The following is a 13393-nucleotide window of genomic DNA, read 5'->3' as shown; positions in this document are numbered from 1 at the left end:
TTTAAAGGAGGAAAGCTATGCGATGTTTTATTGGGTTAGACCTTAGCGCCACAGAAAAGCTTGCCCTTGATAGCTGGCGTCAACAGGCATTGCCTGAAGTTATGCCCCGCCAATGGGTGAAAAGCGAATCTCCCCGTTCTCGAAAGTCAGCCAATAAGCGCTACGACCACAACAGTAGCCAAGGCCCAGCTCTCCCTTATGCAGTGCCAGCGGCAAACTTTCACATTACGCTTAGCTTTTTAGGCGAGATTAATCACCGTCAGCACGAAGCGCTTATATATGAACTCGATCAACTCGTTAGCGAGCCATTTTCTTTAACCCTCGACGCGACGGGATTATGGAACGGTCCTAAAATACTCTTCGCGGCGCCAACAGAGACGCCAAAGGCACTAAGTGAACTTGCCAAACAGTCACGAAAAGCTGCCCGCAAAGCGGCAATAGAGGTAGAAAGCAGAGACTATAAGCCTCACGTCACGCTTGTTAGAAAGGCTACGTCGAGCTTACCTCTCCCCCTTTATAGCCCCAATGTAGACGTTCACGTTTCGGCATTTCACCTTTTTGAATCTGTCTCTACACCGCAGGGGGTAACCTACCCTATCCGCCAGTCTTGGCCGTTGAAACACAATATGTCGGTAAGAGAAAAGCTGCGCAGGGGAATAACCGATGAGTAAGAAGGTTTGCGATACCGTACTGATTCGCGAAATCGATATTAGTTAAACCGTCACCTTTTCATCGAAAAACAGTAGTAAAGACCTTGTGTGATTATGAGTTATAGCAATTTAAGCTGGTTTAAAGTAGCGCGCTGCCTTTACAACGCTTGGCGTCACGGGTAAAAAGAAAGTCTGTTTTTTTATTCAAACTGCCCAAATGCAACAAACATTTAGATTAGTAATAGACTGCCCAGACCAAATTGGGCTAGTTGCCAGCGTGTCGCAATTTTTGGCCGACCATAACGCTACCATCGTTGAAGCAAGCCACCACACCGACTTACAAACCGGCCGCTTTTTTATGCGCCATGAAATTAGCACCGACTCACTAAAGTTAGATCATCAAAGCTTTGTGAAAGAATTCACCCCGCTTGCTAACGAATATCAGATGAATTGGAAGCTCAGCGACTCCAGCAAAAGACAACGCGTTGCGCTTTTAGCTAGCCTTGAGTCTCACTGTTTAGTTGACCTGCTTCACCGCTGGCACACAGGGGAACTACACTGTGATATTCCGGTTATTATTGGTAACCACCCGCAAATGAAACAGTTTGCCGATTGGTATAAAGTCCCTTTCCATTGGGTGGATTTCAAAGCGTTAGGGAAAGAAGCGGCGTTTGCGCAAATCACGACCTTACTTCAAGAATACAAAATTGATTTGACCGTGCTTGCCCGCTTTATGCAGATTTTACCTGATACGCTTTGCCAGGAGCTGCAAGGTAAAGCTATTAACATTCACCACAGCTTCTTGCCGAGCTTCGCAGGTGCTAAGCCTTACCAGCAAGCCTATGATCGCGGCGTAAAGCTAATCGGCGCAACCTGTCACTACGTTACTAAAGATTTAGATGAAGGCCCTATTATTGAGCAAAGCGTTAAGCGTATTAGTCACAGCGACAGTGCAGCCGACATGGTGCGCAAGGGTAAAGATTGTGAAGTAACGGCATTAGCTCATGGCGTGCGCTACCACTTAGAAGACCGCGTGATTATTCACAGAAATAAGACCGTGGTGTTTGCGTAAGTTTTTACACTGATAAAATAAAAAAAGCCCGCGAGTAAACATTACTTTTGGGCTTCCATCTAAAACTACCTTTGCTCTATCTACACGTTCACGTTGACGTTGTTAAACCCATCATCACCAAGCACCTCTTGAAGTCTCGCTTTTATTACGGCTTCCTTATGAGGATAGTGAAAGTCAAACCCTTTGCCGTTGCCGCTTTCCAAGATAACTCCAAGGTAATGGTGAGAAAAATTAAGCGCATAGATAGTATTGGCGTTCACCCTGAGGGGCTGGCGATCAAGCCCCTGTAAAAAGTGAAACACCACAAAATCACCGTCTTTTTCTATCAAGTTTTCAATAGGATATTTATTTCCGAAGCGCTTGCTTCTTAAATAAGAAAAAAAGCCAACACATAGCCCTACACTGCCTAGGGTAGCTGCTAGTTTCACTTCACCTTCTGTAGTGATATTTACAATGAAAAGAGCCAGTAGAAAAGCTGGAACACCAAGAAATAGTGCCTTGTCGATTGGTTTGCGTTGCATCGTCTTCCCTGTGAATTTTCGATTCCCTTTAAAGATGCAATAAATCACAAAGCGGCTATGGTTTCAATACAAGCCACGGCTTCATTACGCCCACCTTCATGTGATTAGATTGGTAGAGCTAGGAGACTTATATTAGCTATTTTATGCTTCAAACAGGGCTGGTACGCATGGCGCGTCTTAGCTTCATGTAATACCACAGGTTCGAAGCTGCAAATAACGCTTCGGTAATGGCTAACCCCCAGGTTTGAGTTATTATGCCGTACGCGGTGAAATTGATTGAGCCAATAATCATGCACACCCTCAAACCCGCTTCTTTACAGTGGAGCTCACCAAAGCGGTACGCCATGAAAGTTAACACAGGCATAGCCTCAACCAACGAGGTTTTACCGGTTAGGTTGTTTACCGTCAGTACAATAACCATCATAGAGATTAATGTAATGTAGGTTGCAACAGGAGACAGTAGTTTTTGTTTTATCAAACGATAACTGGTACTCAGCCCTGCCACTGTAATAACAATTGCTCCTCCCCACGCCTGCTCAAAAACCAAAAGTGAGCCAATGGCAATACATAGCCCTAAATTCAGTAACAGTAATTTACGTTCAGTATTCGACCAAAAGGAGGCCAACGCGAATATAACGGGAAACGCGTGAAGAAGTAATTCAAACATGGTGATCACAGTTAATAAGTCAGTGGTTTACGAGCTGTGGAATACAGCTATTTAGAACGCGCGCAGTGTAAATTCCAACCAACATAAAGCCAATCAAATTTTAACCAATTTCGATGAATTGCATATTTGCACGTTTTGACGTCAAACCGCTGTGCTGCAAGGAATTACGTTAAAGAGCATTTAACTTATTTTTACATTATCTTAAGATGGATTTTGTCAAAAACGTATAGATAAAAAATAGACAGGAAAACTCATGGGTAAATTCAAATCATCACTTACCGCTATGGCGGTTGTGGTTGCACTCGGTGCATGTTCAGAACAAAAAGCGCCTGAAACCACCAGCACTGATGTACAAAAGACAGCGACATCTCAACAAGCACAGTTTGATAACGTGCTGCTTCAAGAGTTTAAAGGCCCGTACGGCGGCGTGCCTGCTTTCGATAAAATGAATCTAGAGGATTTAAAACCTGCGCTGGAAAAAGCTATGGAATTGAATCTTAAAGAGATCGAAGCCATCGCTAATAACGAAGCACCGCCAACGTTTGAAAACGTCATAGTTGAAATGGAGCGTGCAGGTGCAGAGCTTGGCCGTGTATTCACTTACTACGGCATTTGGAGCTCTAACAAATCTAGCCCTGAATTCCGCGAAATTCAGGCAGAAATGTCGCCAAAGCTATCAGCTTTCTTCACTCAAATTACGCAAAATGAAAAACTCTTTGAAAGAGTAAAAGCGGTATACGAGTCTGATGAACTGAAATCACTCACGCCAGAAGAACAACGCATTACGTGGATGACTTACAATAGCTTCGCACGCAATGGCGCAACGTTAGATGGCGAAGCGAAAAAGCGTTACGCTGAAATTAACCAAGAACTTGCTACGCTGCACACCAAGTTTTCTAACAACGTGCTAGCGGACGAAGAAAACTACGTAACTTATATTACCGAAGACCAGCTTGATGGCTTACCAGCCTCGTTCGTTAAAGCAGCAAAAGCGGCAGCCGAGTCTCGCGGCGAAGAAGGTAAATATGCGATTACCAATACGCGTTCGTCAATGGACCCGTTTTTGACCTACTCAACTAATCGTGAGCTTCGTGAAAAAGTATGGCGTACTTACTATAACCGCGGCGACAATGCTGACGAGTTTGATAACAACGATATCATTAAACGTATCCTAACCCTTCGAGATGAACGCGTTGAGTTATTAGGTTACGAAAATTACGCACAGTGGCGTTTAGAAGATCGCATGGCGAAGAACCCAGAAAACGCCATGGATCTTATGATGAAAGTATGGCCAGCCGCTATTGCTCGCGTTGAAGAAGAAGTAGCTGACATGCAAGCCATTGCCGATAAAGAAGGTGCAGACATTACTATTGCACCTTGGGACTACCGCTTCTATGCAGAGAAAGTACGCCAAGCGAAATACGACCTAGATTCAAACGAAGTAAAACAGTACTTACAGCTTGATAAGCTTCGCGAAGCAATGTTCTACGTTGCCGGTCGCTTGTTCAACTTCAACTTCACACCTGTTGCAGAAGGCAAAGTGCCAGTATTCCACGAAGACGTGAAAGTATGGGAAGTAACGGACAAAGACAGCGGTGAACACATTGGCCTTTGGTACCTAGATCCATTCTCACGCCAGGGTAAACGCTCTGGTGCCTGGGCGACCACGTATCGCTCTTACACCACGTTCGATGGCAAGAAAACCGTATTGTCTTCTAACAACTCGAACTTCGTGAAAGGCGCTGACGGCGAAGCTACGCTTATTTCTTGGGATGATGCTGAGACCTACTTCCATGAATTTGGTCATGCACTTCACTTCTTAGCGTCTGACGTAAAATACCCATCTTCGCATTCTGGCGTACGCGATTACACTGAGTTCCAGTCTCAGTTACTAGAGCGTTGGTTAACCACCGATGAGGTTATTAACAACTACCTAGTGCACCATGAAACAGGCGAGCCAATTCCTGCTGAACTGGTTGAGAAGATTAAGAAGGCCTCAACCTTCAATGAAGGCTTCAAAACCACTGAATACATGGCTTCTGCCATTATGGACCTGAAGTATCACACTACCGATCCTAGCAAGATTGACCCTGATACTTTTGAGCGTGAAGAGCTTAAGAAGCTAGGTATGCCAGAAGAAATCGTTATGCGTCACCGTTCACCTCATTTCGGTCACGTGTTCTCGGGTGAAGGTTATGCAGCGGCCTATTATGGCTACATGTGGGCAGAGGTACTTACTGCCGACGCAGCAGAAGCCTTTATGGAAGCACCGGGTGGTTTCTACGATAAAGAAGTAGGCGATCGCTTAGTGAAATACCTATTCGCTGTACGTAATGCTATGGATCCAGCCGAAGCTTATCGCAAGTTCCGCGGCCGCGATGCCAAGGTAGATGCATTGATGCGTGACCGTGGTTTCCCAATTCCTAAGGAAAACAAAGAGTAAGGTTTAGCACTTACTTTTCCTAGGTCTGTTGCTAATTAAATCTGTAGCTTCAGCATGACATTGGCCCTCTCGTTTTCTATGAAAGTCAGAGGGCCTTTTTGTAATAAGTGTTGGTATCAACCCTCATCTTTCTATTGACCTATTGGTCAATTATGCTTCACAATCTTCTTTCCTTAGCAAAAAGTATAAACTTTGCAGGGAATAGGTCGATAACTTGTCTGCGCTTTAAAAATAACAATAGCACTAGCGTAAGAATCAGAGAGTAGTACTGACCCGCCTAGGACTCAGTATCAGACGTTGCTGTGCCTGCAATGCCACGTCACCCTTTATCAAAATTTCAGCATTAACTTACGTGGTCGAAAGTCATGACTTTCAGTATAAAACAAAAACTCATTATTTCTCTTATTGTGGCGGTACTCGCTGCTGCTATTCTTGTAGGTTCCATTAGCCAGTGGATTGCCCGTGATCTCGTTAAAGAGAACATGGAAGAGCTTCAGCTTCCTTCGTTACTTAAACAGGTTGGCAACCGAGTGGACAGGGAAGCAAGTGTGATGCTTACTGTTGCTCATGGCATTGCCTCTAATCCTGACATTCTTGCATGGTCTTCAGCAGGTGCAGACAGCGCTGGCGAACGCCGTCTTGTTAACTATTTAAGTAATATTGTTGAATTCAACGATTTAACTGTTGCCTCATTCGTAGACAGAACCACCTACAAATATTGGAACCAGGACGGTTTTTTAAGAGTGCTTCAAAACGATGAATTCGATGGATGGTTTTTCGCCTATAAAGATAGCGGCGAGCCAATATCATTAAGTTTGTACAACGAACCCGGTAAGGGTTACCGTCTTTTTGCGAATTACCAGCAAGTAAACGGTAGAGGTATGTCAGGTGTCGCTAAGTCGGTCGATGAGTTACTAGATATCATCAATGCGGTGAAAATTGCCCAAACCGGCTTTGTCTTTCTTGTTGACGGTAACGGCACCATTATCGCTCACCCCGACACTGAGTTACTGGGCAAGGCGAAGTTAGCGTCAATAAGCGATTCGAGCGCAGCGGGGCAACTACTTAATCGTCAGGGCTTTGCTATGGCCACCAGCGATTCAGCAGGCGACACGCAACTGTTTGCCAGTACCTATGTGGAAAAAGCCGGTTGGTATGTGGTAGCACAAGTACCCGAGCACGAGCTTTACGCATCATTAAATGCAGGCAGTCGCCAAATTATTATTTGGGCCTTGGTTATTGCTGGCGCTTTCGCGCTTATTGGCATTTGGCTAGCAGGCACGCTTACCAAGCCACTTGAATCGCTAGCCGATGTTTTCCAGCAGCTTGGTAGAGGACAAGGCGATTTGCGCTCTCGTATTCCTATGCCAGAACAAAAAGAGATTGCCCGCTTAGTGGAAGGGTTCAACAACTTTATTGATCACCTTCACGGCACTATTTCGCAAGTGGCGAAAACAAGTCACGCGCTAAAGGCGTCAGCACAAGATGTTGCGAAGCAGTCTCATCAAACAGAAAACTCTACCAAGAGTCAGCGCGATCAAACCTTACAGGCGGCAGCCGCATTAACAGAGATGGGCAGTACGGTGAATGAGGTGGCTCAGTCAGCTACTCATGCTGCGCAAAATGCGAATCTGGCAACCACTAACTCCGCTCACGGTCGAGAGATTACCCAGCGCGCAGTTCACGCGATAAACGGTCTTTCCGACCAAATTCAAGATGTGTCTAGGGTTATTCAATCGCTTGATGAACACACAGCGGCGATTGGCGGCATTCTTGATACCATTCGGGGAATTTCAGAGCAAACCAACCTGCTTGCGCTAAATGCCGCAATTGAAGCAGCGCGGGCTGGCGATCACGGCCGAGGCTTCTCGGTAGTTGCTGATGAGGTGCGAACACTTGCACAGCGTGCCGCCCAAGCCACTGATGAAATACAGGTGAAGATAGACAAGTTCCAGCAAGACTCTAAATCTGCCGTTTCGCAAATGGAGTCTAGCCGCGCGCGCACAACCGATGTGGTAACCGCAACCAATGAAATAGATAAACTACTTCAAGATATCGCCGAAGAAATTGCTCACATTAACGATGTGAACACACAAGTGGCCACTGCCACAGAAGAGCAAGCTACTGTGGTTGAAGATATCAGTCGAAACATTAATGACATTAGTGCATCAAGTGAAGAAACCCTGAATGCAACTAAGATATTGGTTAGCGTGAGTGACAAGCTCGACGAACTTGCACAAGAGCTTTCATCAGAAGTGAGTAGGTTTAAACTGTAGCGGTCTAAGCTTGCTTACACTTTGCGAAGTCTGAAGCTTCGAAACAAACCCGTTTTACGCGCCATCATTTAGAAAGTGATGGCGTATTCTACTTTCACTTGATTGTCACGGCTAGAGCGCCAGGGCAATTGCATTGATGCCCCTTCACTTTCCCACGACTCTCTCATAGCACCAACAGTAAGAAGATGCTTGTCTTCGGCAAATGGAATTTCTAAATAAAGGCCTGCGGACGTGCTGGTTGGAAGTCGAATTGTATCAGCAACTGGAATACTCATTTCGTGGCGGGGGCGCACTTTGTGACTCAACCCCAAGCGATAATCCCCTCGATCCCACCAGCTTACTACTTCAAATTCGTGGCTTCTGACACGCTGAGACATAACGCCGTAATCAAGCAACCCTTTGTTATAGTGAACAATAGCTTCAACATTAAACATAGGCGCAATTTTTTGGCTAAACGCTAATTGGTACTGCTTTTGTTTGCAGCCTTTAAACTTAATTTTGTTTTTGGTGAGGGTTAAGGAAAACGTGTCGTCATTGCTTGAGTATTTATTGAGCCATTCCTGTGCTTTTTCAACTACGGAGGCATTTGCTGCACCCACCATTAAAAAACATGGGCAAATACACATTGCTAAAAAGGACTGGTTCAATCGTCTCATTTTTCGCTGCCTCTCAAACTGTGGTTGGCTACAACTTATTCGATCACAATTTCAGTATAGGCAGGAAAGTGGGCGGTTGGGTATTAGCCATTTTACTAACATTGGCTAAAAGATAACTTAAAAAAAGAACGCCTATCGTAACTGACAGGAACACCTATTCTAAACATTGGAAAAACAAAGATAACTTGGAGAGACTATCTGCCCGTATTCGCTCAGTTAGCCATAATAACGCCGCACTCCCCCCGATACAAAGGCGTTGTTACTGCATTGTTATGGCGTTACTTTGGCGCTAGAAAGCGATGCTTTACGACCTTCCGTAGCTTCTTCGCTGAACCAATACATGCCGTTGTTATCCACACATATGCCTTCAACTTGTTTATATTGCTCAAGCGGCCATACATCAAGCAAAGTAAAGTCTTTCGAGATTTGAGCCATGAAAGTGGAAAAATTTCCGAATGGGTCTGATTTGTACCCGGTAATGACAAACTTATTTTGGTGCTGATCGAAATCGACTCCCGTCACTACGCCCGGTAGTCCGTCAATGGATGCAAATGTACTTATAGTTTGTTCAATCTCACCTTCATTCACTTTATAAACATGGGTTATTCCTGTTTTCCAGCTTTTTGAGAAAAGAAGAAGATCGTCGCCATGTTTAACCATTGCCTCTGAGTCAAAGTCGTGGGCATAGGGGATATTGTTCGAAGCGTCATTACCTTCGTATTTCAAAGTAATAGTGGTGATGTCATTCACATTCGAACGGTTTACCTTGTGTATTTCTACCTGCTCTCTTTTACCCTTATTGTTCCCCACATCCGCAATGTAAAATGACGACGCGTCGGCAGTTATTGCTTCCCAGTCTTTATTGGTGAGCGGTAAACGCGTACGCTCAATAATTTCACCTTGGTAGTTAATGCGGTAAATGATGGGAGCATTACCTGAATCATTCAACGAATACATGCCGTCAACATCGCAAAAAAGACCGGACGTTTCTGAAAGTTCTTTCGGCAAATTAACGATACTTTTTATTTGTAGTTGAGCGTTCGGGGTAGGATATTGAACCGCGCATGCTGAAACTAATACAAGTAATACTGGTATAAGCGCAAATTTAAAAAGAATGTTCAATGAAGGGCTCCGAAAAGAACAATAATTAACGGATAATAGCAAACCTATTCATTCTCTAACATGCATTTTAGCGCGCGAAATAAGGTCTATTGGTCTAAACTTTTAGCCCGAGCGTATATCGCTATAAACATTATTTGGTCTAAAGTCTCAGTATGACAAATGTTTAGGCTGATATACCATGGAATAATACCAACACGTTAAGGACTCACTTTGTCAGACCCGCTTCTTTCACTCGTTGCAGTTGGATTACTGTCGATTACCTGCCAATACTTAGCTTATAAGGTTAGGCTTCCTGCTATTTTACCGTTGTTAATTGTCGGTATTGTGGTCGGCCCTGTTTTTGGCGTGCTCAACGCAGACGACTTATTCGGAGATTTACTGTTTCCTGTCGTTTCTCTCTCCGTTGCCATTATTCTTTTTGAAGGGTCACTGACGCTGAAATTCAGCGACATCGCTGGTCACGGTAACATGGTGCGAAACCTTTGCTCTGTGGGCGTGGTTGTAACCTGGCTTGTCGCAGCCACTGCTGCTCATTACAGCCTTGACCTTACCTGGCAGCTGTCCTTCCTATTCGGTGCCATTGTTACCGTAACTGGCCCTACGGTAATAGTACCCATGCTCAGAACCGTGCGACCTAAAACGAATTTGGCCAATATCTTGCGCTGGGAAGGAATTGTCATAGACCCTATTGGCGCACTGCTCGCCGTACTGGTTTTCGAATTTATCGTAGCATCACAAGAAACTGCCATTACCCATACGCTAATAGCATTTGGCAAGACCATTGGTATTGGTTCTGTACTTGGACTTGCTTCCGGCTATCTGCTTGGTCTGTCTATTCGCAAAGATTGGATACCACACTACCTGCTTAATACCGCCGTTTTAACCGTAATTCTGGGTGTATTTGCAGCGTCTAATTACGTGGCGCACGAGTCAGGCCTTCTAGCCGTTACCATCTCTGGTATGGTATTGGCCAATATGAAGGACGTTGATGTAGAAGACATTCTTGAGTTTAAGGAAACCCTGAGTGTTTTACTTATTTCGGGCCTATTCATCTTGCTTGCCACACGCCTAAACTTACAATCGGTAGTGGATGTTGGTTGGGGCTCAATTGTGGTTCTTGCTGCCATTATGTTTGTGGCACGGCCATTGTCTGTACTGGCGTCCTCCGTTGGTACCGGACTCAAGCTAAATGAGTTAGCTTTGCTAAGTTGGATTGCACCTCGCGGTATTGTTGCAGCGGCGGTTTCTGCCCTTTTCTCTTTAAAGCTTGAAGAAATTGGTTATGAAGGTGCAGGGATTATCGTTCCTATCGTCTTTATGGTGATTATCGCGACGGTTGTGGTGCAGAGCCTAACGTCACGTACCGTTGCGTCGCTACTTAAGGTGAGAGCGCCAGCGCCTACTGGCTACCTTATTTTCGGTGGCAGTAAGTTCAATCGCGCCTTAGCGACGGAAATGATAAATCAAAAGCTGGACGTTACCATTGCTGATACTAACTGGGATGCGATTAGAGAAGCGCGCATGAAGGATATTCCGGTATATTTCGGTAACCCGATGTCTGACCATGCGGCACGCCACCTAGATCTGAATACATTTGGTACTGTGCTGATCATGTCGCCTTATAAGCAGCTTAACCCACTTATTGCGTATCACTTTGAATACACGATGGGCAAAGACAAAGTATGGGCGCTGACAAATAACGAGCAATCTACACGACCAAGTCACCAAGTTAGCGAACAATACGCGAAAAAGCTTACTCTGTTCGATGAAGGCGTTACTTATGGGTACTTAGCATCAGCCATTGCCCGTGACTCAATGGTTAAAACAACCCGCTTAACTGAAGAGTTTACCTACGAGCAGTATATTAAGCAGTATGGTGAGCGCGCTACACCGCTTATTGCGATCAATGCGGAAGGTAAAAGCTATACCTTTATCAACGGCAACAGCATTCACCCAAAAGCAGGGTGGCGTGTTATTAGCTTGATTGAACCAGAGCGAAAAGAAGAAAAAGTAGAAGAGCAAAAGTAAGAAAACCTCCTGCCCACCGGCAGGAGGTCTCTCCCTGGAAAACGCGTAACGCAGTGCCCTTTTTAAAAGGTGCATATTTATTTGGATTTTACTGTTGTTACGCTGTCGTACGCTTTATAGCAAGCCGCAAACCAACTTTTACAAAGTCTTTCAAATCAAAAACATAGCCAAATAACTCTGTTCTATTTACCTCTGTGCCGCGCTTATAGTTGCCATTTCGGTGCATCAAGCGCACTGTTACGGGGTTCTTTTTTTATTCAATAACAATGATTTGTCGCTTTTAATTACGTCATTAACGAACGCAGCGATGAATACACGCCAAAGTAGAATCTAGTGCACCACTGTTGTCTTGCAGAACCTTTTTACCCGCCCTGCCCGCTTGTTCAGCCTTACTGGGTGATTCAAGCCAATCTTGCACCGTAGAAAAAATACGAGAAGCATCCTCAACTATGCTCAACGCGCCGCACTCCTTCAGGTAGTCGCAAATAACAGGGTTATTATAAATGTGTGGCCCCATCATTATTGGCAGCGAGTACGCAGCGGGTTCAAGAGCATTATGGCCGCCTCTATCGGCAATCGAGCCTCCAACAAAGGCGAATGTGGCAACCGCATAGGCGTGATTTAGCTTCCCCATTTCATCCAATAAGATGACGTTTACATCTTCAGGTACATTGTTTACCTCTGAACTTTTAACAAAAGTCAGATTATGCTTTTCAAGTAATTTGGCTACGCTATCAAAACGCTCTGGATGGCGAGGAACTATAATAACCCGTAGGTAGGCATTCTTTTTCCATAAAGCCTGTGTTGCTTCAATGATAACGCTCTCTTCAGGTTCATGCGTACTACCTGCAACAAGTAATGGCCTTTCACCCTTCACTAATCCAAGAAAGCCTTCAGAGGGGCTAATGGTGGTAGCAGCTTGGTCAAACTTAATATTGTTTGTCAGGGTTAGCTTAGCTTGTGCTACTCCTAACCATGCGTAGTTATCAAAATCTCTCTGGCCTTGTGCACACACGTGGGAAAGCTTGGCCAACATAGGGTTAAATAGCTTTCCAATTTTTTTATAACGCTTAGCTGAGCGTTCGGTCATGCGAGCATTTATCACCATAACGGGAATGTTCCGCCTCCAGCACACATCAATGAGGTTTGGCCATAATTCAACTTCAGTAATCATAACCGCCTTAGGCCTAATGCGTTTCAGCATTACAGACATGGTCAAAGGTAGGTCGTAAGGCAAATAGAAATGGTGAACCGCGTCTTTAAATATATCTCGCACACGGGCAGAACCTGTAGAGGTGGTAGTAGTGACGGTTATTTGCGCATCTGGCTCGTGCTGCATAATTCGCTTTATTACGCATGAAGCAGCCACCACTTCCCCTACTGAAACACAGTGAAATAAATAGCCATTCTGCTTGGGCGGCTTAGGGACAAAGCCAAAGCGCTCAAATCGTTCACGACGCGAGTTATCGCTTGTTTTCGAGGCTTTTATTAACAAATGAATAAATGCGAAGGGAATGGCAATCGCCAATACAAGCGAATATCCCCATCGGCAGAGCGTTTCGAGTAGCGTAGGTTTATAGCCGTGTGTATTGGCAACAACCATAAATACATCCTTTTTAATACAGAACTTCGACAACAGCATTTAGAGACAGCGAATATTGAGGTTGATATAAGCCTTTCAAACCCTGTGTAATCAGAAGCGATACGCTCACTTTCAAGCGTTGCGCATGTCATAACATTAATAAAGTGCTACATGCCTGAATAAATACTTTCGACATTGTAGTGGCTAAATAGCCTGCGTCTAGAGCCGAGCTTCATTATGGGTGGCTAAATACTTAACAAGACTAGAATTATCTTACTTTGATAACTATTTCTTAGGCTATTGCTACGCTTGAGCTGCTTTATATAAAAGTGGCTCTAGAAGAAAAGCAGGATAAAAACGGTCTTAAATAAATAAG

General features: G+C 44.7%; 10 protein-coding genes. 5 read left to right on the top strand and 5 right to left on the bottom strand.

The annotated features are described in order from the left end of the window. Positions 1–17 precede the first annotated feature (17 nt). Positions 18–671: an RNA 2',3'-cyclic phosphodiesterase gene (gene thpR / locus BGK61_RS16335; RefSeq protein WP_014997077.1), complete on the top strand. Its 654-nt coding sequence runs from the start codon at positions 18–20 to the stop codon at positions 669–671. A gap of 196 nt (positions 672–867) precedes the next feature. Next, entirely contained in the window at positions 868–1722 is an 855-nt protein-coding gene (gene purU, locus BGK61_RS16330) for a formyltetrahydrofolate deformylase (protein WP_076012148.1), read from the top strand. Between the two features lie 80 nt (positions 1723–1802). On the opposite strand, the gene BGK61_RS16325 is transcribed toward purU, so the two are convergent. Then, the gene (locus tag BGK61_RS16325; RefSeq protein WP_014997075.1) at positions 1803–2243 is read right to left on the bottom strand and encodes a hypothetical protein; all 441 of its coding nucleotides are present in this window, start codon (positions 2241–2243) and stop codon (positions 1803–1805) included. A 148-nt stretch (positions 2244–2391) separates the two neighbouring features. After that, the gene (locus tag BGK61_RS16320) at positions 2392–2910 is read right to left on the bottom strand and encodes a YgjV family protein (protein ID WP_014997074.1); all 519 of its coding nucleotides are present in this window, start codon (positions 2908–2910) and stop codon (positions 2392–2394) included. A gap of 253 nt (positions 2911–3163) precedes the next feature. Here BGK61_RS16320 and BGK61_RS16315 point away from each other — a divergent pair, with 253 nt between their 5' ends. Beyond that, positions 3164–5353: a M3 family metallopeptidase gene (locus BGK61_RS16315; protein WP_076012147.1), complete on the top strand. Its 2190-nt coding sequence runs from the start codon at positions 3164–3166 to the stop codon at positions 5351–5353. Between the two features lie 365 nt (positions 5354–5718). Continuing rightward, complete coding sequence (locus BGK61_RS16310; RefSeq protein WP_076026114.1) at positions 5719–7629, top strand: methyl-accepting chemotaxis protein; 1911 nt, start codon at positions 5719–5721, stop codon at positions 7627–7629. Between the two features lie 68 nt (positions 7630–7697). Here BGK61_RS16310 and BGK61_RS16305 read toward each other — a convergent pair whose 3' ends face one another. Together BGK61_RS16305 and BGK61_RS16300 are read right to left on the bottom strand one after the other, a co-directional pair. Further along, the gene (locus BGK61_RS16305; RefSeq protein WP_076012728.1) at positions 7698–8285 is read right to left on the bottom strand and encodes a hypothetical protein; all 588 of its coding nucleotides are present in this window, start codon (positions 8283–8285) and stop codon (positions 7698–7700) included. Between the two features lie 270 nt (positions 8286–8555). Further along, positions 8556–9407 carry a hypothetical protein gene (locus BGK61_RS16300; protein WP_076012727.1) on the bottom strand — a complete coding sequence of 284 codons (852 nt, stop codon included), beginning with the start codon at positions 9405–9407 and terminating at the stop codon, positions 8556–8558. 210 nt (positions 9408–9617) lie between these two features. On the opposite strand from BGK61_RS16300, the gene BGK61_RS16295 reads away from it, so the two are divergent. Next, positions 9618–11435: a cation:proton antiporter gene (locus tag BGK61_RS16295; RefSeq protein WP_076012726.1), complete on the top strand. Its 1818-nt coding sequence runs from the start codon at positions 9618–9620 to the stop codon at positions 11433–11435. Positions 11436–11727: 292 nt separating this feature from the next. Here the strand turns inward: BGK61_RS16295 and BGK61_RS16290 are convergent, their stop codons facing one another. Continuing rightward, positions 11728–13038 carry a 3-deoxy-D-manno-octulosonic acid transferase gene (locus BGK61_RS16290; RefSeq protein WP_076012725.1) on the bottom strand — a complete coding sequence of 437 codons (1311 nt, stop codon included), beginning with the start codon at positions 13036–13038 and terminating at the stop codon, positions 11728–11730. Positions 13039–13393: the final 355 nt, after the last annotated feature.

The organism is Alteromonas abrolhosensis, from assembly GCF_001953635.1.
GTDB classification, from domain to species: domain Bacteria; phylum Pseudomonadota; class Gammaproteobacteria; order Enterobacterales; family Alteromonadaceae; genus Alteromonas; species Alteromonas abrolhosensis.
The sequence above is the reverse complement of the archived record's forward strand: the minus strand, read 5'-3'. Positions and strand labels throughout refer to the sequence as shown.